This is a genomic window from Luteibacter sp. Sphag1AF, assembly GCF_014192715.1.
In the GTDB taxonomy this organism is placed as follows: Bacteria; Pseudomonadota; Gammaproteobacteria; order Xanthomonadales; family Rhodanobacteraceae; genus Luteibacter.
Map to the genome: position 1 here is coordinate 42,422 of NZ_JACHYH010000012.1, position 20,341 is coordinate 62,762.

Below are 20,341 nucleotides of genomic sequence, written 5' to 3' on the forward strand. Positions count from 1 at the left end.
TTGACGGCTTGAGCGAGCGCAACGCGGTAACGCCCGGTTTCATGGTTCTCCACGGCAATCGCCTGGAAGAACTGCGCGATGTGCTTGCCGCGTGGCTTCAGCGTGAGCCGCTGGCGCCGCTGGAAAACGAAGTGGTGCTGGTGCAAAGCAATGGCATTGCCCAGTGGTTCAAGCTGGCGCTGGCGCGTGACCGGCAGGCGGGCGGCCTGGGTATCAGTGCTGCGATCGACGTGCAGCTGCCCGGCCGGTTCCTCTGGGTGGCCTATCGCGCGGTGCTGGGCCGCGAGGCGGTTCCGCCGGAGTCCCCCTTCGACAAGGCGCGGCTTGTGTGGCGCCTGATGCGTGTATTGCCCCGCCACCTGGATCAGCCGGTGTTTGATCCGCTCAGGGGTTTCCTTGGTGCGGACGACGATGCAGGCAAGCGATACCAGCTGGCAGAGCGTCTGGCCGATCTTTACGACCAATATCAGGTCTACCGTGCCGACTGGCTGGAAGACTGGGCCAACGGTCACGACGTCCTTCGCGACGATCTGCGCGGCACGCGTCTTCCCATGCCCGCAACGGACCTCTGGCAAGCCGCGCTCTGGCGCCTGCTGCTGGACGATGTGGGGCCGCTGGCTGCCGTAGGCCATCGCGCGGCGGTGCATGCCGCGTTTCTGTCGAAGCTGGATAACGCCGCGTCGCGACCGGCCGCGTTGCCCCGGCGCATCGTGGTCTTTGGCATGTCGTCGTTGCCACGACAGACGCTTGAAGCGTTGTCCGCGCTGTCGCGATGGTGTCAGGTGCTGATGGTGGTGATGAACCCGTGCCGCCATTACTGGGCCGATGTGGTGGAAGATCGCGAGCTGCTGCGCGCCGAGCGCCGCCGACAGGCCGGCAAGCCCGGCATGCCCGTGTTGCCCTCGGACGAAGAGCTGCACCTGCATGCCAATCCGCTTCTGGCTGCGTGGGGAAAGCAGGGGCGCGACTACGTGCGTCTGCTGGACGAGTTTGATCACGCTGAAGGTTACCGGGACCGCTTCACCGCCTGGGAGCAGCGCATCGACCTGTTCGATGAGCCCGAAGGTAGTCATCTGCTGGCACAGGTGCAGCGGGCAGTGCTTGATCTTGAACCGTTGCCCGCATCGGATGCCGAACGCGCCGTCGTGGATGCCGATGATCGCTCCATTGCGTTCCATGTGGCTCACGGCCCGCAGCGGGAAGTGGAGATCCTGCACGACCAGCTGCTGGCGCGTTTCTCGGCTTCCGCGCGCGCGGGCGATCCGATCCTGCCCCGCGACGTCATGGTCATGGTGCCGGACATCGAGACCTACGGGCCGCATGTCGAGGCCGTGTTTGGTCGCGTGGATCGTGACGATCCCCGCTACATTCCCTTCAGTGTGTCCGACCGTACCGCGCGCGGCACGGTCCCGCAGATCATGGCGCTGGACATGCTGCTTGGCATGCCCGATTCACGCTTCGCCGTAAGCGACGTGGTCGACCTGATCGACGTTGCCTCCGTGCGCGAACGTTTCGGCATTGCCGAGTCAGCACTGCCCATCGTGCAGCGCTGGATTGAAGGCGCGGGCATTCGCTGGGGCCTGGATGCGCAACAGCGCGCATCCTTGGGGCTTCCCGCGCTGGAACAGAACAGCTGGTTGTTCGGCTTGCGCCGCATGCTCCTGGGATATGCGGTGGGCGCGGGCAGCGCGTGGGGCGATATTGAGCCGTATGACGAAGTGGGTGGTCTGGACGCTGCGGTCGTGGGGCCGCTCGCTGATCTTCTGGAGCGCCTGCTGACGCACTGGGCCGTGCTGGCTACGCCGGCTACGCCCCGCGAATGGGGCGAGCGTCTGCGAGCGCTGCTTGAAGACTTTTTCACCGGTAGCGATCCTGCTGATGCGACGCGGCTGGTGAAGTTGGAAGAGTCGCTGGAACAATGGCAGCGTGCCTGCGCCGACGGTGGCCTTGATGAGCCGTTGCCGCTCGCGGTGGTACGCGAAGCGTGGCTGGCGATATTCGAGCAGGGCTCGCTGTCGCAGCGTTTTCTGGCTGGTGCCGTCAGTTTCGGCACGTTGATGCCGATGCGTGCCATCCCGTTCCGCGTAGTTTGCCTGCTTGGAATGAACGACGGCGATTACCCTCGTGCGCGCCCGCCGATGGATTTCGACCTCATGTCGCGGGCTGGCGCATGGCGCCCCGGCGATCGCTCGCGACGCGAAGATGACCGTTACCTGTTTCTTGAAGCGTTGCTTTCTGCGCGTGATGCGCTGCACATTGGCTGGGTCGGGCGCAGTGCCCGCGACAACTCCGAACGCGCGCCGTCCGTGTTGCTGGGGCAGTTGCGGGACTATCTGGCCGCAGGCTGGGTGGCCTCCGATGGTGGCGACGTGCTTTCGGCGCTTACGGTGGTTCACCCGTTGCAGCCTTTCAGCCTCAACTATTTCGGTGGCGCGGACGAGCGGCTTTTCACCTACGCCAGTGAATGGCGTCAGGCACACGATCCCGCAGCGCTCGTCGCTTCGGATGCCTTGCCTGTCGCCCCGGTGGACGGGCCGATTTCACTTGGCACATTGCGGCGCTTCCTGCGTCATCCCGTGCGCGAATTTTTCAATCACCGCCTGGGTGTCCGTTTCGATCTGGACGATGTGGGCACGGATGATCGCGAGCCGTTCGCGGCCAGCGGGCTGGATCGGCATGTGATGGCCGATACGCTGCTGCGCGCGGCGTTGCGCGAGCCGGAAGAGTCAGCGGAAACCGCCATCGCGGACGGCGCCCGGTCGCTGCGCCGCCAGGGCCTCTTGCCCATGGCGGGATTCGCGTTGCCCGTGTTGCGTGATCTGGTATCTGCCGCTGAAGCGTCGTACCACCGCTACGGCGATGCATGTCGCGCGTGGCCGGCTCAGGCGGGCAAGCGCGAGCTTCGCGTAACGGTGGGCGAGGTGGTGATTGAAGACTGGCTGGCTGACTTGCGCGCGAATGCTGCGGGTGATCTCGCCCTCTTCATTGCGTCACCGTCGTCTCTGGTGGACAAGGAAGGGCGGCCAAAGGCGCATCGGCTGCTGGCGCCATGGGTGGATCATCTGGTGGCGCAGGCGGCGGGTCTGTCACTGCGCACGCTGTTCATCGGCCCGGACGTCACGGTGGTGCTTGATCCACTGGACGCGTCCGAGGCGCGCGCCATGCTGGCGTCGCTGTTGAGCGCGTGGCGCGAAGGCATGCGTGCACCGCTTCCCGTCGCTGCACGCGCGGCACTTGCCTGGGTGGGCGCCGAGTTGCCCGACGATGACTTCCCCGGGAAGGAAGCGGCACGTGCGGCCTATGAATCTACCAGTGACTGGCGCCATGGCGAGGTCGATGGCGATCCATACCTGGCGCGTGCGTGGCCCACCTTTGAATCCATGGAGCGTGCAGGCATGAAGGGCTGGCTGGCGCCATACCGCGATGCATTGCGGGCCGCACGCGTGGAGGGAGGCGCATGACCACTCAGGTGCTTCGCCCCCTCGAACTCCCGCTCTCGGGCGTTCGCCTGATTGAAGCCAGTGCGGGCACCGGCAAGACCTGGACCATTGCCGCGTTGTACGTGCGCGCCGTGCTGGGGCACGGCCTTTCCGAGCCACTGCTGCCGCCGCGCATTCTTGTGGTGACCTTTACTGAGGCAGCCACGCAGGAACTTCGCGAGCGCATCCGCGCACGTCTGGTGGACGCCGCCCAGGCCTTTCGTGGCCGCGCGGTCCCGGACGATTTCCTCACCGGCTTGATGGGCCAGTACCCCGCAGAAAATCACGCAGGATGCGCGCGGCAACTTGAGTTGGCGGCACAGTGGATGGACGAGGCTGCCATCTTCACCATCCATGGCTGGTCGCAGCGCATGCTGACCCAGCATGCGTTCGGTAGCGGCCATCCGTTTGCGCAGACGCTGGAGCCGGAGGACGGCGAACTGCTGGCCGAATGCGTGCGCGACTACTGGCGCGCCACGTTCTATCCGTTGCCCGATGCCGATGTAGAAGCGGTGCTCGCGGAATGGTCGTCGCCGGATGCGTTGTTGCGGTCGCTGCGTCCGTTGTTGTCGCGCGGTGAAGCAGTGCTGCTGGTCGATGGCGTGCCATTGCCCGCGGCGGACGATCTGCCGGCACGCTTTGCGCAGTACGCCACCTGGCGTCGTGAAGATGAGGCACGCATGGCGCAGGCGCGCCAAAGCTGGCTGGCCGATGCGCCACGCATCGAGGCGATGCTGATTGATGCCGTGCGTGACAAGGTGCTGCATAACGGATGGTACAAGCCGGATCGCGTGCCGGCGGAATTGGCGGCGATGCGCCATTGGGCCGCCACCGGCGACCTGGCTGGCGTCGATCCCGCGCGCTTTTCCGTGACGCGGCTGACCAAGGCGACGGGCAAGAACAAGTCCCGTCCTGAACACCCCGCTTTTGCTGACATCGAGCACTGGGTGGAGGGGCGGGGCGCGCAGCCCGAAATCCGGCACGCGGTGCTCGCCGATGCACTGGAGCGCGTGCTGGTGCGCTTCGAGGAACAGAAGCGGCGACGTGCGCAGATGGGATTCGACGATTTGCTGACGCGCCTGGATCGCGCGCTGGCAGGCGCGGCAGGCCCGGATCTGGCAGCAACCATCCGCACGCAATATCCGCTGGCGTTGATTGACGAATTTCAGGACACCGATCCGTTGCAGTACCGCATTTTCCGGGCGGTCTATGCGGCAACGGGTGATGCTCCGAGCGGCCTGTTGTTGATCGGTGATCCGAAGCAGGCGATCTACGCGTTCCGTGGTGCGGATATCCATACCTATCTTGGTGCGCGCGAGGAAGCAATGGCGCCGCACTACGGGCTGGATACCAACCACCGTTCGACCAGCGCGATGGTCTCTGCCGTCAACCGGCTGTTCGGCCATGGCGAGAAACATCCCACGGGGGCGTTCCACTTCGATGATCGCGGATTGCCGTTTCTTCCGGTAAAAGCCAGTGGCCGTCGCGAGCGGTTTGTGGTCGCAGGTGATGAACCTGCCGCGCTTACCCTGTGGCTTCTGGACGATGAAATGCCTGTCGGGGTGCGCGACTATCGCGCGCAGATGGCTGATGCGTGCGCGAGCGAAATTGTCCGCCTGCTGTCGGCGGGAGATCGCGGCGAAGCGGGCTTTGCGTCCGCCGATGGTGTGCTGGCGCCGCTGCTTCCGCGCGATATCGCGGTACTGGTGCGCAGTCACGCTGAAGCGGCGGAAATTCGCGATGCCCTGACCGCTCGCCGCGTTCGCAGTGTGTTTCTCTCTGATCGGGATTCGGTCTTTGAAAGCCAGGAAGCGCAGGACGTCCTCTTCTGGCTGCGCGCGTGCGCCGAGCCTGCGTCGGATCGCCATATGCGCGCGGCCCTCGCTACACGGACGCTCGGGCTGGGGCTGATGGAGCTTGAGCGCCTGAGCACAGACGAGCGCCACTGGGAGCGTCGCGGTCAGCAGTTCATCGAGCTGCGCGACTTCTGGCGGCAGCGTGGCGTGCTGGCCATGCTGCACCGGATGCTGCACGTGTTCGATCTTCCTGCCCGCCTTCTGTCAACCGACGGCGGTGAGCGCGCACTGACCAACCTGCTTCATCTGGCGGAGTTGCTGCAGCAGGCAGCCGCCAGCCTGGATGGTGAACTCGCACTCATCCGCTACCTTGGCGAAACACTTTCCGACGCGCGCCAGTCCAGCAGCGACGAACACATCGTCCGCCTGGAAAGCGATGCTGACCTGGTCAAGGTCGTGACCGTGCACAAGTCGAAGGGGTTGGAATACCCGCTGGTTTTCCTGCCGTTCGTCTGCGCATTCGGCCGTTCGTCATCGGGGGGTTATCGTTTTCACGATGCGCAGGAGGGCACCCGCATCGAGCTTCTCAGCGCTTCGGGCACGGGCGTTGGCGATAACGTCACTCGCGCAAAGGCGCAGGCCGAGCGCGCCGCGTTGCAGGAAGATCTGCGCCTTCTGTACGTCGCCGTGACCCGGGCGCGCCACGCGTGCTGGCTCGGCGTGGCGCCCGTGTGTGCGCAGCGTGCCAACAAGCCGCAGCTGCACAAGAGTGCGCTGGGCCATCTGCTCACCGGTGGCGTGGAGATCGACAACGGCCAGATCGCCGGACTGTTGAGTGCGCTGGCGGCAAATGAGCCCTCTATTGCCGTGACCTACATGCCTGCGCCGGACGACATGGCATTCCAGCCGCGCACCCCTCTTCCTCGCCCCGGGCCGGCGCGGCACAGCGACGTGACGCCGCCCCGCTGGTGGATTGCCAGCTACAGTGCACTTCGCCACAGCCATGACATGCCCGTTGAGCTTCCGGCGCCGGATACGGCCGTGGAAGACGTGGTTGCCGAGTACGTGGGAGAAGTGTCGCAGCCGGTACCCGAGGGCATCGGCATGCATGCGTTTCCTCGCGGCGCGGAGCCGGGCACGTTCCTGCACGACATACTTGAATGGGTGGCTGACGAAGGCTTCGCTGCCGTGGCGGCAGACCCCTCGGGCCTGCGTGACGCGGTGGCGCGCCATTGTGAAAGGCGCCATTGGGAAGCCTTCATCGAGCCGCTGTTTGCCTGGATGCAGGTATTGCTGGGCGCCACGCTGGCGCTGCCTGATGGCGGCCACTTCGCGCTGGCAGACCTTCAGGGCCCGGAGAGTTATCGCGCGGAACTTGAATTCTGGTTCGAGGCCCAGGCGGTCGATACCCGTCGTCTGGATGCCATCGTGGTGCGGCACACCTTGAACGGTGCCGCGCGTCCCGCGCTGGAACCTGATCAGCTCAATGGCATGCTCAAGGGCTTCATCGACCTGATCGTGCAGCACGAGGGTCGCTATTACATCGTTGACTACAAGTCGAACTGGCTGGGTCCTGACGCATCGGCGTATACGCCGGAGGCCATGCGCACGTCCATTCTGTCGTCGCGCTATGAATTGCAGTACGCCATCTACCTGCTTGCGCTGCATCGCCAGCTTCGCGCGCGGCTGGGTGATGACTACGACTACGACCGGCATGTGGGTGGTGCCGTTTACCTCTATCTGCGCGGCATTGATGGAACCGGCATGGGCGTCCACACCGAGCGTCCGTCGCGCCAGATGGTCGAAGCACTGGATGCGCTGTTTGCCGGAGCATTCGCATGAGCACACCGCTGAATCTCTGGCTGGACGACGGCGTGGCGACCAAGCGGCTGCGTTCGGTTGACCGTGCCTTCGCCCGATTCCTGCTCACGCTGGATGCGTCGGCCGATATGCGCGTGCTGATGGTGGCGGCGCTGACCAGTCGCCAACTGGGCGATGGTCATATCTGCGTCGACATGCACGATCTCGCACGTGAGGAGGGCGAGTTGCTGTCGGGCTGGGGAAACTGGCTGTCCTCATCGCCGCTGGTGGGTGAGGGTGTGGAAGGCGCTTCGCCGCTGGTGCGGGATGGCTCGTATGTTTATCTGCGCCGTTACTGGCGCTACGAAGGTCATGTGGCTGAAGTGATCCGCGGGCGGCTGGGACAGTTCGAGGCGGTGGATGGCCTGTCCGGCTGGCTGGAGCGCTTCTTCCCGAATGCGCAGGGCACGCAGGACTGGCAGAAGATCGCCTGCGCCGTGGCGACCCGCAGTGCCTTCTCGGTCATCACGGGCGGCCCCGGCACGGGCAAGACCACCACGGTGCTGCGTCTTCTTGGTCTGTTGCAGGCCATGCGGCTGGCCCAGGGCGCCCCCCGCCTTCGCATCCGCCTTGCGGCGCCCACGGGCAAGGCGGCAGCGCGTCTCAATCAGTCCATTTCCGGCCAGATTCAACGGCTGGATGTGGGCGATGACATCAAGGCGGCCATTCCTGCCGAGGTCACCACGTTGCATCGGCTGCTGGGCAGTCGCCCGGATACGCGGCACTTCCAGTTCAATCGCGACCATCCGCTGCATCTGGACGTGCTGGTTGTCGACGAAGCATCAATGATCGACCTGGAAATGATGGCGGCGCTGCTTGACGCTCTGCCGGACAGCGCGCGCCTGATCCTCATTGGCGACAAGGATCAGCTGTCGTCTGTGGAAGCGGGCGCGGTGCTGGGTGATCTGTGCTCGCGTGCGGATGCGGGGCACTACGCCCCATCGACGGCGGAGTGGATCAATGCGGTCGGGGCAGGCGACATAACCTCCTGGGTCGACGCCGAAGGCGCACGCGCGCTGGACCAGCACGTGGTCATGCTGAGGCAGAGCCATCGCTTCGGCGCGGACAGTGGCATTGGCGCCCTGGCCACCGCAATCAACGCAGGCGATGTGCAGCGCGTGCAGCAGGTGCTGGATGAAAGTCGCGACGACCTGCGCACGTCCGTCGCAGGTTCCGCTTCGGTTACCGCGTCGCTGGCTATCGACGGGGAAGGTTCTGTACCTGGCTATCGCGCGTATCTGGAGCGCATGCGTGCGTACCCGCTTCCGGCGGAGCCGTCGCCGGATGAGGTGGATGCGTGGGCCAGCGATGTGCTGAATGCCTTCGGGCAGTTCCAGCTGCTGTGCGCGGTGCGGCATGGCGAGCAGGGGCTGGCGTCATTGAACGAGGCCGTAGCCATAGGCCTGCGCGAGCGCGGCCTGATTTCCGCCGATGGCGGCTGGTACGCCGGACGCCCCGTTCTGGTCACGCGCAACGATTACAGCCTGGGCCTGATGAACGGTGACGTGGGCATGACGTTGGCGGTGCCGGACGGGCAGGGCGGCCGCACGCTGCGCGTGGTGTTCCGTGTGGCGGCGGAGGGTGGAGAGCGCTTGCGTTACGTGGTGCCCAGCCGGCTGTCGGATGTCGAAACGGTGTTTGCCATGACCGTGCACAAATCGCAGGGCTCGGAGTTCGATCACGTGGCGCTGGTGCTGCCTGCCGAGCCCGGCCCCATTCTCACCCGCGAGCTGCTGTATACCGGCGTGACCCGTGCGCGCCGTCACTTCACGCTGTTGTCCACGCGCGAGGCACTGTCCGTGGCCGTGGTGCGCAAAACGCGCCGCTCGTCGGGTTTGTTGGCGCGCATTGCGATGTGACCGGGCGTTTTACGGCACGCCGTAAAACGCCTTGTACCACTGCGCAAAACGCTCCACGCCGGTTTCAATCGGCGTGGACGGGGCATATCCCACATCCCGTCGCAATGCGGATACGTCTGCCCAGGTATCTGGCACGTCGCCCGGTTGCATGGGCAGCAGGCGCTTCTCCACCTGGCGACCAAGGTGCTTTTCCAGCAGGTCGATGAAGTGCAGCAGTTCCACCGGCTGATCGTTGCCGATGTTGTAAACGCGATACGGCGCGGACGACGTGCCAGGGTTGGGCGCCACGGGGTCGTAATGCGGGTCGGGTTCAGCCGGGTGGTCCAGCGCGTGGATCACGCCCTGGACGATGTCGTCGATATAGGTGAAATCGCGGCTGTGCTGGCCGTGGTTGAACACGTCAATCGGTTCGCCCGCCAGGATGCGTCTGGCGAACACGAACGGCGACATGTCGGGGCGACCCCAGGGGCCGTACACGGTGAAGAAGCGCAGGCCGGTGGTCGGCAGGCCGAACAGGTGGCTATAGGTATGCGCCATCAGTTCGTTCGACTTCTTGGTGGCCGCATACAGGCTCACCGGATGGTCGACCGAATCCTCCACCGCAAAGGGCAGCTTGCGATTGGCGCCGTAAACCGAACTGGAAGAGGCGTAGACCAGGTGCCCGACCGCGTTCTGGCGGCAGGCCTCCAGAATATTGACGAAGCCCACCAGGTTGCTTTGCACATACGCGTGCGGGTTGGTCAGGGAGTAACGCACCCCCGCCTGCGCGGCCAGGTTCACCACGCGCTCTGGCCGGAAGTCCGCAAATGCGGCGTCGACCGCCGTACCGTCTGCCAGGTCGGCCCGGCGGTGGGTATAGGCCGGATGTTGCGCAAACCGCGCCAGGCGGGCTTCTTTCAGGGCCGGATCGTAGTAATCGTTGTGATTGTCGAAACCCAGCACCTCGTCGCCACGGGCGAGCAGGCGCTCGGTCAGTGCGGCGCCGACGAACCCGGCACTGCCGGTGACCAGAATGCGCATTGGTTCCATCCATCAATGGGGCAGGCACTCATTGTAGCGGAGGGAAGGGGGCTCGCTCTGCGAAAGAATTGACAGTCCGGCTGCGCTGGACTAGCTTTCGCACAGATACCCATCTTGAGAGGTGGCCCGCGGCAACGCCGGCCGAGTGTGCGACATGCGGACTACACGCTTCCCAATCTGACGTCCCCGCCACGCCTTGTGTGTATCCACCAAAGGGCGCACGGCGCCCTTTTTGTTTGTCCGAGATAAAGCCCCGATGATTCAGATCACGCTACCCGACGGCAGCCAGCGCCCGTTTGAACACCCCGTTTCCGTGCAGGATGTGGCCGCCTCCATTGGCGCCGGTCTTGCCAAGGCCACCCTTGCCGGCAAGGTTGACGGCAAACTGGTCGATACCGACTACACGATTGATCACGACGCGCGCCTCGAAATCGTGACGGAAAAGAGCCCCGAAGCGCTCGACATCCTCCGTCATTCCACGGCCCATCTTCTGGCCCAGGCCGTGCAGCGCCTGTTCCCCGGCGCGCAGGTCACCATCGGCCCGGTGATCGACAACGGTTTCTATTACGACTTTGCGTATGAGCGTCCCTTCACGCCCGATGACCTCGCGGCCATCGAGGCGGAGATGACCAACATCGTGAAGGAAGCGCTGCCTGTATCGCGCTCGGTGAAGTCGCGCGACGAGGCCGTGGCGTTCTTCCGTGGCATCGGCGAGGAGTACAAGGCCGAAATCATCGAAGGCATTCCCGCCGATCAGGAACTGTCGCTTTACACGCAGGGCGAATTCACCGATCTGTGCCGCGGTCCCCATGTGCCGAACACGGGCAAGCTGCGCGCGTTCAAGCTGATGAAGGTGGCAGGCGCCTACTGGCGCGGCGATTCCAATAACGCGATGCTGACGCGCATCTACGGCACGTCCTGGTTGAACGACAAGGACCTCAAAGCGCACCTCTTCCAGCTGGAAGAAGCAGAGAAGCGCGATCATCGTCGCATCGGCAAGCAGCTGGACTTCTTCCACATGCAGGAAGAAGCCCCGGGCATGATTTTCTGGCATCCGAAAGGCTGGGCTATCTGGCAGGCCGTGGAGCAGTACGTCCGCGGCGTGTATCGCGACAGTGGCTACAAGGAAGTGCGTGGTCCGCAGATCATGGACGTCAGCCTCTGGAAGAAGTCCGGTCACTGGGACAACTACCAGGAGAACATGTTCTTCACGGAGTCGGAGAAGCGCACGTATGCGCTGAAGCCGATGAACTGCCCCGGCCACATCCAGATTTTCAACACCAGCCTGCACAGCTACCGCGACCTGCCCATCCGCTACGGCGAATTCGGCGGCTGCCACCGCAACGAGCCGTCTGGCGCGCTGCACGGCATCATGCGCGTGCGCGCATTCACCCAGGACGACGGCCACATCTTCTGCACGCCGCAGCAGATCGAAGCCGAAGTTGCCGCGTTCCATGCGCAGGCCATGAAGGTCTATAGTGATTTCGGTTTCAACGACATCGCCATGAAGATCGCGCTGCGCCCGGAAAAGCGCATCGGTGCTGACGACGTGTGGGATCGCGCGGAAAATGCGCTGCGCACGGCGCTGTCAGCTGCCAACGTGGAATGGGAAGAGCTGCCGGGTGAGGGCGCTTTCTATGGTCCGAAGATCGAATACCACATGAAGGACTCCATCGGCCGCGCCTGGCAGGTGGGTACGATGCAGGTCGATTTCATGATGCCCGAGCGTCTGGGCGCGGAATATGTGGACGAAAACTCCCAGCGCCAGCATCCTGTCATGCTGCACCGGGCGATCGTGGGTTCGATGGAGCGCTTTATCGGCATCCTGATCGAGCATCATGCGGGCTTGTTGCCGCCCTGGCTCGCCCCCATTCAGGCGTCAGTGTTCAGCATTACCGATGCGCAGGCCGACTACGTGCGTGAAATCACGCAAACCCTTGTCGGAAAAGGCTTCAGGGTTGAGGCCGATTTGCGCAACGAAAAGGTCGGATATAAAATCCGCGAACATACGTTGCAGAAGGTTCCCTATCTCATCGTGGTCGGCGACCGTGAGAAAGAGACGGGGTCCGTTTCCGTACGTACCCGTGGTGGCGAAGACCTCGGCAGCATGCCGCTGGCCCAGTTCGTCGAACGGCTGGAAGCCGAAACGAGGCGCTAAGCCCATGTTTCGACACAATTTAAATTCTTCTGGAGGATAGCGGTATCGCTACGACCGATAACAAGGGCAATCGCAAGAACAGTGAGATTCGCGTGCCGAAGGTACGCCTGCTGGGCGCCGAAGGTGAGCAGCTCGGTGTCATGGACACCCGGGACGCTCAGGCCATGGCGACTGAAGCAGGTCTGGATCTCGTAGAAATCCAGCCGAACGGCGATCCGCCGGTCTGCCGTCTGATGGATTTCGGCAAGTTCAAGTTTGAGGCCCAGAAGAAGGCTCAGGCTGCCAAGAAGAAGCAGAAGCAGGTTGAAATCAAGGAAGTCAAGTTCCGTCCGGTTACGGATGTGGGTGACTACCAGATCAAGCTTCGCAACATGCTTCGCTTCCTTGAGGAAGGCGACAAGGTCAAGGTCACGATTCGCTTCCGCGGTCGCGAAATGTCCCATCAGGATCTCGGCCAGAACCTGGCCCGCAAGATCCAGGACGATGTCGGCGAGAATGGCGTGGTGGAGTCCTTCCCGCGTCTTGAAGGCCGACAGATGGTCATGATGATCGGCCCGAAGAAGAAGATCTGATGAAAACGGCGCCCTCGGGCGCCGTTTTTCTATGCTCCGGCGAGTGGCAACCGGCCTTCACCTCGTGTAAACTCGCCGGCTCACCCCGTCTGGAAGGGGTTGAACACCGTACCCGGCAGGAAGGAAAGCGTGGCCCCTCGTGGTCCACCGCCGGATCAGTCAGTAACCGAATACGGAGCATTCCCATGCCCAAGATCAAGACCAACCGGGCGGCGGCGAAGCGTTTTCGCAAGACCGCTTCCGGTAAGTTCAAAGCCGGTCACGCCTTCAAGTCGCACATCCTGACCAAGAAGTCGACCAAGCGTAAGCGCGGCCTGCGTGCTCCGAACCACGTCAAAGCGTGCGACACCAAGAGTGTAGCCCGCATGTTGCCGTATCTCTGAGCCGGAGGAATAGACCATGGCACGTGTTAAGCGCGGCGTAACTGCCCGTCGTCGTCACAAGAAGATCATCGGCCGTGCGAAGGGCTACTACAACGCCCGTCGCAAGGTATTCCGCGTAGCAAACCAGGCCGTCATCAAGGCTGGCCAGTACGCCTACATCGGCCGCAAGCAGCGTAAGCGTCAGTTCCGCGCTCTGTGGATCGTGCGTATCAACGCCGCTGCGCGTCAGTTCGGTCTGTCGTACAGCCGCCTGATCAACGGTCTGGCCAAGGCTCAGATCGCTGTTGACCGCAAGGTCCTCGCTGACCTGGCCGTGCACGACATCAAGGCGTTCGGTGCTATCGCAGAGAAGGCCAAGGCCCATCTGGCTGCGTAATCCGAATCCACGCGCTTCTTTCTGAGATGGCGCGATGATGGATAACGTGGGGAGAAGGCCTTGCCTTCTCCCCACATTTTTTTGGGGCCACGGAAAAGCCGGGGCCCATAACGGGAAAGTCGATGGAATCGGTAGAGCATATCGACGCGTCGCTACGCGACATCGAAGGCGCCACCTCTCTTGAGGCGCTGGACGCCGTACGCGTTGCCCTGCTGGGCAAGAACGGCATCATCACCGCAGCGCTGAAAGCGCTGGGCCAGTTGCAGGGCGACGAGCGCAAGACGCGCGGCGCCGAGGTCAACCGGGCCAAAGAGCGGCTGATGGACGCCATTGCCGCACGCAAGCACGCGCTGGAACAGGCCGAGCTGAATCACCGCCTGGCTTCCGAGCGCATCGACGTCACCCTTCCGGGGCGCGACGGCGAATACGGCGGCATTCACCCGATCACGCGTGCGCTTGAGCGCATCGCGGACATCTTTGGTCGCCTGGGTTATCAGCGCGCCGATGGCCCGGAGATCGAGGATGACTGGCACAACTTCGAGGCGCTGAACTTCCCGCCGCACCATCCTGCGCGCGCGATGCACGACACCTTCTATTTTGGTGACGGGCGCCTGCTGCGTACGCATACCTCGCCCGTGCAGATCCGTTCGATGCAGGGACGGCAGCCGCCGATCCGCATCATCGCGCCCGGCAAGGTGTATCGCAGCGATTCGGATCAGACGCACTCGCCGATGTTCCATCAGATCGAAGGCTTGCTGGTTGACGAAACCTCCAGCTTTGCCGACCTGAAGGGCACGCTGTCGGAGTTCGTGCGCGCGTTTTTCGAGCGCGATTTCGAGATGCGTTTCCGTCCCAGCTATTTCCCCTTCACCGAGCCCTCGGCTGAAGTGGATATCCGCTGGGATGCCGAAGACGGTTCCACGCGCTGGCTTGAAGTGCTCGGCTGCGGCATGGTCCATCCGACCGTGCTGGCCAACTGCGGCATTGATCCGGAGCGTTACACCGGTTTCGCGTTTGGTCTGGGTGTGGAGCGTTTCGCGATGCTGCGTTATGGCGTCAGCGATCTTCGCGCTTTCTTCGAGAACGATCTGCGCTTCCTGCGCCAGTTCGCCTGATCGCCTGTGGCCCGTCGGGGGTCTGGCCATCCATGCCGGCCCCGCGAATAGAGTGAGCATGCTTCCATGAAATTCTCAGAAAACTGGCTGCGCGAACTGGTCGATGTATCGGCGGATCGCGCGGCGCTGGTCCACGCGCTGACCATGTCCGGCCTTGAGGTTGAAGAGGTCACACCGTTGGGTGAAAGCCTGGCCGGTGTTGTCGTCGCCCAGATCGTCGCGGCTGAAAAGCACCCCGAGGCGGATCGTCTCCAGGTCTGCCGCGTCGACGCGGGGCAGGGCGAGCCCGTGCAGATTGTCTGCGGTGCGCCCAATGCGCGTGTCGGCATCAAGATTCCGCTGGCAACTGTCGGCACCACGTTGCCGGGCGGTATCTCCATTGGCGCGGCGAAGCTGCGCGGCGTCGAGTCGGCGGGCATGTTGTGTTCCGCGAAGGAACTGGGCATCGACGCCGACGCATCCGGTTTGCTTGAGCTTCCGCTCGACGCGCCCGTCGGCCAGCCGCTGGCCGATTATCTCGGTCTGCCCGATGCCAGCATCGAACTGAAGATCACGCCGAATCGTCCGGACTGCCTGGGTCTGTTTGGCCTTGCCCACGACGTTGCCGCGCTGTTCGGCAGCCGGGTCAAGGGCGAAGAGATTGCCGAAGCTCCCGTGACCGCCACCGCCACGCGTGGCGTACGACTGGAGGCGGGTGCAGATGCGCCGCGTTATCTCGGTCGCGTGATCGAAGGTCTGGACGCCACGGCGCCCACCCCGTTCTGGATGGCCGAACGCCTCCGCCGCTCCGGGCTGCGCCCGATCAGCGCCGTGGTCGACGTCACCAATTACGTGATGATGGAACTCGGTCAGCCGTTGCACGCGTTCGACAACGACACGCTGTCCGGCGACATCGTGGTCCGTCACGCTACGGCGGGTGAGCCGCTCGTGCTGCTGGATGGCAATGAGGCGAAGCTCGACGCGTCGTTCGTCGTGATCGCTGACGTCGCGCGCCCGCTCGCCGTTGCTGGCGTCATGGGCGGCAACGACTCGCGCGTGACCGACGCTACCAGAAACGTATTTCTGGAAGCCGCGCATTTCGCGCCGTCGGCCATCATGGGCCGTGCGCGCAAGCTTGGCCTGCACACCGACGCCTCGCATCGTTTCGAGCGTGGTGTGGACCCCAACCTGCCAAGGCGCGCCATCGAGCGTGCAACGACGCTGCTTTTGCAGATTGCCGGTGGCAACGCGGGCCCGATCACTACGGCCGAGCGCGCGGAAGACCTGCGTGCCCATCAGCCGGTGGTGCTGCGTCGTACCCGTCTGGCGCGCGTCCTCGGCATCGTGGTGGATGATGCCGAAGTCAGCCGCATCTTCGCTGCGCTGGGCATGGCCGTCACGGCAACGGCCGATGGCTGGCAGGTCGTTCCGCCGAGCAGCCGTTTCGATATCGAGCGCGAAGAAGACCTGATCGAGGAAGTGGCCCGCATCCACGGATACGAGCGCATTCCGACCCATCTGCCGGCGGGTGAAATTGCCCTGGCGGCCGATCCGGAAGGTCGCCTGCACGAGATGGCGCTGCGCGATCAGCTCGCCGCTCGCGGTTACTTCGAGGCTGTGACCCTGTCCTTTGTCAGCGCAGATCTCCTGCGCAGCTGGGGCATGGACCAGGCATGGGTGCCGCTGGCCAATCCGCTGTCGGCCGACCTGGCCGTCATGCGCACGTCGCTGTTGCCGGGCCTGATCGAGGCGCTGCGTCATAACCGTGCCCGCCAGCAGGATCGCATCCGCCTGTTTGAAGTCGCCCGCAGCTTCCATGCGACCGGCGAAGCGCCTGATGAAGTAGGCCGCGTGGCCATGGTCGCCTGTGGTTCTGCTCTGCCCGAACAGTGGGCCGAGCCGACGCGCACGTTCGACTTTTACGACCTGAAGGGCGACGTTGATGCGCTGATCGCGCACACGGGCGAAGCCGGTCGCTGGACGGTCGATGCCGAGGGGCTGCCCTCGTGGCTGCATCCGGGCCGTGCCGCGCGCGTGCTGCGTGACGGACAGCCGGTCGGCTTCCTGGGTGCGCTGCATCCGGCACTGGCCAAGGCGCTGGATCTGGCCGCCGACGTTCACGTGGCGGAGCTGGCCCTGGAGCCGGTTCTGGCCCGCCGTCTGCCTCAGGCATCCCGTGTGGCGCGGTTCCCGGCTGTCCGTCGCGACATCGCCGTGGAATTGCCGGAAGAGATTTCGTGGGCAAGCGTGGAAGCCACTGTCCGTCAGGCTCTGGGTGAGGTACTTAAGGATGTTCGTCTCTTCGACCGGTACGCCGGGAAGGGGATCGACGAAGGTCGAAAGAGTCTCGCTATGGGCTTGATTTTACAGGACGCTTCACGCACCCTTACCGACGACGACGCGGACAATTGCGTAGCAAACGCTGTGGCTGCGTTGGAGAAGACATGCAAGGCAAAGTTGCGAGGATGAGATGGCGCTGACCAAGGCGGAAATGGCCGAGCGGCTTTTCCTCGACGTGGGCCTCAACAAACGCGAGGCCAAGGAATTCGTGGACGCGTATTTCGAGGTCGTGCGCGAGGCACTGGAGCGCGGGGAACAGGTGAAGTTGTCAGGTTTTGGCAATTTCGACCTTCGGCAAAAGAATCAGCGGCCCGGTCGCAATCCCAAGACCGGTGAAGAAATTCCTATCTCTGCCCGACGGGTTGTCACCTTCCGTCCGGGTCAGAAACTGAAGGTACGGGTCGAGGGCTATGCTGGACCAAGGGAATAACACCGAACTACCGGCGATCCCGGCGAAGCGCTACTTCACCATCGGCGAAGTCAGCGAACTTTGCGGGGTAAAGCCGCATGTACTTCGGTACTGGGAACAGGAGTTTCCCGCCCTTAAGCCCGTCAAGCGACGTGGCAACCGGCGGTATTACCAGCGTCACGATGTGCTGATGATCCGCCAGATCCGCTCGCTGCTGTACGACGAAGGCTTCACCATCACCGGTGCGCGCGCTCGTCTGGAAGGTCCGCAGGCGCGGATGGAAGCGAGCATGTCTCACCAGATTGTTCGTCAGGTTCGTCTGGAACTGGAAGAAGTTCTGACTTTGCTTCGGCGGTGATTTAAGGCTTTCGCCTTGCCCGTTGAAACTGTTAGAATGGTCGCTTGCCGTATCGTCGGGGTGTAGCGCAGCCTGGTAGCGCACTACGCTGGGGGTGTAGTGGTCGCGAGTTCGAATCTCGCCACCCCGACCAATTCGGCAACATATTCAAAAAGACGCCCCTGGGCGTCTTTTTTTTGGTTCATCGCGGATTACCGGGGAGGACGTCAGCGATGAGCGGTAGTCATCATGCCGCTGGTGCATCCATTTTGATGCGCCAAACTAATTTGGCTCGCTGTCGAATGCGTCTTTGTCACCTTGTCCAGCCAAGACAGTGGGACCGCCCTGTGCCGAAGAGAAGATAAAGGTGTAGTCGAGGCTGAACGCTTTGAGCGACCTGGACTGATTGACATTGCCGTGCCCGTCATCAGTCTCGGTTACAACAACCAACGGGCTGAATGACCAATGCATTATCGCGTTCTTGCATGCCTCCACGAACATGGAGCGTTGCTCGTCGGAAGCAGGGTCCAGGTCCCGGACCTCGATAACGGCGCCATCCGTGTTGATGATAGCTTTCACGCGAATCGTGACATCGGCGAGGTGCTTGCCTGCAAGTGATGCCGGATAGATTGGATTTACCCGAAACGTGGGTTGAGCACCGAAGGCGTGTTCTGCTTTAGCCAGTTGGTATTGGCCAGAAGCCAGGCTCGGAATCAATTTGTAGCTCACGTTCCCGCCGCGCGTGGTGGTCGATGACGGGGCGCCTGATGGTCGAGGATGGCAGGCTGTTATCAGCACCACGCAAAAAAACAGCATTACGCTATGAATCGGATTTTGTTTTCTGGTCAAGAATCGCGGCTCTCTTGAAATTGGCCATCAGTGCCGACTACGCCTCGCACAACAACTCGGCCGCCGACCCAGCGAACGGTCAAGACGTAGGGGCCTGGGACGAGATACAAAGTGTCGGTTTCTTTGGCGGCAAAACGAACCCATCGATCAGAAGGCACGGAGTCGGGTTCGCCGACCCTGCGAGCTTCGATGAGGCAGGGAAGATGTCCGGAACACCAATCCTTTCTCAATCGCACCGGTTCACGTAATCCTCCCAGTGTTAACCACGTCTTTGGCGCGCCACGTGCGCCAGAGCCCCTGACAGTCGCGGTGACATCCACGCGATCGGGATGCGCTGACCAAGGGCGGTCATTTGGATCAAACCAGAGGTTTGTTGCGACCTCGCTCACGGTGCTTGCGCCGCAGTGTTCCAGAGTCTCCACCTGATCTAAGGACACCGAGCTAGCGTCTGATATGGAGTCGAGCCGCTCTGCCATCCATCCATCGGCCTTCCAGATATGTGAATATCCTCCAATTACCAAGAGTCGCTCTTTAGGATGCGCTCTCAGCCATGTTGCTAAGTGGTTGGCTTGTTCTTCTTCTCGCGGATCTCGGCCCGTAGCGTTGCTTTCGTAGGTTATAAGCTCAAATCCTTGCGCGATCGCCATGCGGACCAGTTCGGCGTAGACCGGCTCCTGCAGATAAAACCCGGCATCGTTCGTATCGCGGACATATCCTCGCGTTGAGAGCTCATCGTCATGAAGGCTATTGGGGCCATCACCTGGCGTCAGCGCTTCCAAAGCAAGGTAACGGAATCCAGCGTGTTTGAGTGACGGCAGCATGGCCAAAATAGAGGAACGGGTCACGGCATTGGAGTGGGACTCGTTGATCATCAAAACACGGGCATTTCCCGCGGCGAGCGCTATCGACGAACCTGCCGGCTTCGGACGGAACGATGAGGTGGGACAAGCGGTCTGCGTTCCGACGACAGGAAAGGAGGCCGCATAATGCGATGTGGCGTCCTGGTAGCGACCGAACATCGCATCAATCATAGATAAGACCTGGCCTGCCTGCCGCCGGTCGTCATGAGCGAGCTTGCCGTAAGCCCCATGGAGCTCGACGTAATGCTCGAATGCATCCCCCTTGCCTCGGAACACGTCGTTTGCCTTTGCCATAAATGCATTTAGCGGCGCGGACGGTGCCGGGGACGGCTTCGCCACGATGGGAAGGGCGAGGCATGTGGCAAGCGCTGCACGCGCCCATGTTGCTGGTTTATGCAGGAGGATTTGAAGTTTCCATTGCTTCATAGGCGGTCTCGTGACGAGGCGCTGGGGTTTCGCCGAGATTGGTCAGGGCTAGAGATCGCTTTATGAAAGCGCGAGCGAATGCACGTGTAACGCGACCGTCGTCCAGGTCATCCAGCCAACCCCACGCACCCTCCTGGTTACATTCAAGGAAATAGATTTCACCGCAGTCCTTAACGATCAGATCAAGGCTACCAGCAAACAGACCCAGACTCTTCATGAAGTCATTGATCTTATTCGCAACTGCATTGGGAAGGGTTGTCGGAACGAAGTCAACGATGTCCAGTCCCTTTCGCCAGTCGAGTGTTGACAGTCGATATTTTTGCGAGTCGATCTTGAACGCCAAGCTCTCACCGTCAACGTAGACCACGCGCAATTCGTGCTTTTTATCAATATAGTTTTGGAAAAAGTGCGGGCAACACGCAACTTCCTTGTCGACCCCCCGTTAGTTAGTGCCAACCATAACCCGAGGTTGCCGGGTCGTTTTGCTGCCTGAACTCGGCGGGTGTCAGCCCGCCGAGGCTGT

General features: G+C 62.8%; 15 protein-coding genes and 1 tRNA gene. 12 read left to right on the forward strand and 4 right to left on the reverse strand.

Translation table 11 applies throughout. From position 1 onward, the window contains the following. Positions 1–8: 8 nt before the first annotated feature. Genes recC through recD form a run of 3 tightly spaced genes read left to right on the forward strand, consistent with a single transcriptional unit; the run spans position 9 to position 8,994 of the window. Positions 9–3,461 (forward strand): exodeoxyribonuclease V subunit gamma, encoded by a 3,453-nt coding sequence (gene recC / locus FHW69_RS18330; RefSeq protein WP_255494894.1) that lies wholly within the window; start codon positions 9–11, stop codon positions 3,459–3,461. Further along, complete coding sequence (gene recB / locus FHW69_RS18335) at positions 3,458–7,117, forward strand: exodeoxyribonuclease V subunit beta (protein ID WP_183424555.1); 3,660 nt, start codon at positions 3,458–3,460, stop codon at positions 7,115–7,117. The genes recC and recB overlap by 4 nt, the downstream gene beginning before the upstream one ends. Continuing rightward, on the forward strand, positions 7,114–8,994 hold the full coding sequence (recD, locus tag FHW69_RS18340) for an exodeoxyribonuclease V subunit alpha (RefSeq protein WP_183424556.1): 1,881 nt from the start codon (positions 7,114–7,116) through the stop codon (positions 8,992–8,994). The genes recB and recD overlap by 4 nt, the downstream gene beginning before the upstream one ends. 9 nt (positions 8,995–9,003) lie before the next feature. Here the strand turns inward: recD and FHW69_RS18345 are convergent, their stop codons facing one another. Then, complete coding sequence (locus FHW69_RS18345) at positions 9,004–10,014, reverse strand: NAD-dependent epimerase (RefSeq protein ID WP_183424557.1); 1,011 nt, start codon at positions 10,012–10,014, stop codon at positions 9,004–9,006. Between the two features lie 256 nt (positions 10,015–10,270). Between FHW69_RS18345 and thrS the strand changes: the two genes are divergently transcribed. The 9 genes from thrS to FHW69_RS18390 all read left to right on the forward strand — a co-directional run bounded on the left by thrS (position 10,271) and on the right by FHW69_RS18390 (position 17,837). Then, positions 10,271–12,172, forward strand: coding sequence for a threonine--tRNA ligase (gene thrS / locus FHW69_RS18350; protein ID WP_183424558.1), 1,902 nt, complete (start codon positions 10,271–10,273; stop codon positions 12,170–12,172). A 44-nt stretch (positions 12,173–12,216) separates the two neighbouring features. Further along, a complete protein-coding gene (gene infC, locus FHW69_RS18355) occupies positions 12,217–12,744 on the forward strand; it encodes a translation initiation factor IF-3 (RefSeq protein WP_343204052.1) in 528 nt (175 codons plus the stop codon). 185 nt (positions 12,745–12,929) lie between these two features. Next, on the forward strand, positions 12,930–13,127 hold the full coding sequence (rpmI, locus tag FHW69_RS18360; protein WP_046966439.1) for a 50S ribosomal protein L35: 198 nt from the start codon (positions 12,930–12,932) through the stop codon (positions 13,125–13,127). Positions 13,128–13,143: 16 nt separating this feature from the next. Continuing rightward, positions 13,144–13,503, forward strand: coding sequence for a 50S ribosomal protein L20 (gene rplT, locus FHW69_RS18365; RefSeq protein ID WP_183424559.1), 360 nt, complete (start codon positions 13,144–13,146; stop codon positions 13,501–13,503). A 122-nt stretch (positions 13,504–13,625) separates the two neighbouring features. Continuing rightward, a complete protein-coding gene (gene pheS, locus FHW69_RS18370) occupies positions 13,626–14,618 on the forward strand; it encodes a phenylalanine--tRNA ligase subunit alpha (RefSeq protein WP_183424560.1) in 993 nt (330 codons plus the stop codon). 66 nt (positions 14,619–14,684) lie between these two features. After that, on the forward strand, positions 14,685–17,066 hold the full coding sequence (pheT, locus tag FHW69_RS18375; protein WP_183424561.1) for a phenylalanine--tRNA ligase subunit beta: 2,382 nt from the start codon (positions 14,685–14,687) through the stop codon (positions 17,064–17,066). Position 17,067: 1 nt separating this feature from the next. Beyond that, entirely contained in the window at positions 17,068–17,367 is a 300-nt protein-coding gene (ihfA, locus tag FHW69_RS18380; RefSeq protein ID WP_036140472.1) for an integration host factor subunit alpha, read from the forward strand. Then, positions 17,348–17,704, forward strand: coding sequence for a MerR family transcriptional regulator (locus tag FHW69_RS18385; protein ID WP_132143608.1), 357 nt, complete (start codon positions 17,348–17,350; stop codon positions 17,702–17,704). The genes ihfA and FHW69_RS18385 overlap by 20 nt, the downstream gene beginning before the upstream one ends. Positions 17,705–17,760: 56 nt before the next feature. Next, a tRNA-Pro gene (locus FHW69_RS18390) sits at positions 17,761–17,837 on the forward strand. A 128-nt stretch (positions 17,838–17,965) separates the two neighbouring features. On the opposite strand, the gene FHW69_RS18395 is transcribed toward FHW69_RS18390, so the two are convergent. The 3 genes from FHW69_RS18395 to FHW69_RS18405 form a co-directional block, all read right to left on the reverse strand. Further along, complete coding sequence (locus FHW69_RS18395) at positions 17,966–18,412, reverse strand: hypothetical protein (RefSeq protein ID WP_183424562.1); 447 nt, start codon at positions 18,410–18,412, stop codon at positions 17,966–17,968. 116 nt (positions 18,413–18,528) lie between these two features. Continuing rightward, entirely contained in the window at positions 18,529–19,818 is a 1,290-nt protein-coding gene (locus FHW69_RS18400) for a hypothetical protein (protein ID WP_183424563.1), read from the reverse strand. Then, positions 19,784–20,161 (reverse strand): hypothetical protein, encoded by a 378-nt coding sequence (locus tag FHW69_RS18405; protein WP_183424564.1) that lies wholly within the window; start codon positions 20,159–20,161, stop codon positions 19,784–19,786. The genes FHW69_RS18400 and FHW69_RS18405 overlap by 35 nt, the downstream gene beginning before the upstream one ends. Between the last annotated feature and the right edge of the window lie 180 nt (positions 20,162–20,341).

Excerpts from the sequence above, each read along its gene's own strand:
- recB (WP_183424555.1), top strand. The coding sequence starts at position 3,458 with ATGACCACTCAGGTGCTTCGCCCCCTCGAACTCCCGCTCTCGGGCGTT.
- recD (WP_183424556.1), top strand. The coding sequence starts at position 7,114 with ATGAGCACACCGCTGAATCTCTGGCTGGACGACGGCGTGGCGACCAAG.
- FHW69_RS18345 (WP_183424557.1), bottom strand. The coding sequence starts at position 10,014 with ATGCGCATTCTGGTCACCGGCAGTGCCGGGTTCGTCGGCGCCGCACTG.
- thrS (WP_183424558.1), top strand. The coding sequence starts at position 10,271 with ATGATTCAGATCACGCTACCCGACGGCAGCCAGCGCCCGTTTGAACAC.
- rpmI (WP_046966439.1), top strand. The coding sequence starts at position 12,930 with ATGCCCAAGATCAAGACCAACCGGGCGGCGGCGAAGCGTTTTCGCAAG.
- rplT (WP_183424559.1), top strand. The coding sequence starts at position 13,144 with ATGGCACGTGTTAAGCGCGGCGTAACTGCCCGTCGTCGTCACAAGAAG.
- pheS (WP_183424560.1), top strand. The coding sequence starts at position 13,626 with ATGGAATCGGTAGAGCATATCGACGCGTCGCTACGCGACATCGAAGGC.
- pheT (WP_183424561.1), top strand. The coding sequence starts at position 14,685 with ATGAAATTCTCAGAAAACTGGCTGCGCGAACTGGTCGATGTATCGGCG.
- ihfA (WP_036140472.1), top strand. The coding sequence starts at position 17,068 with ATGGCGCTGACCAAGGCGGAAATGGCCGAGCGGCTTTTCCTCGACGTG.
- FHW69_RS18385 (WP_132143608.1), top strand. The coding sequence starts at position 17,348 with ATGCTGGACCAAGGGAATAACACCGAACTACCGGCGATCCCGGCGAAG.
- FHW69_RS18400 (WP_183424563.1), bottom strand. The coding sequence starts at position 19,818 with ATGAAGCAATGGAAACTTCAAATCCTCCTGCATAAACCAGCAACATGG.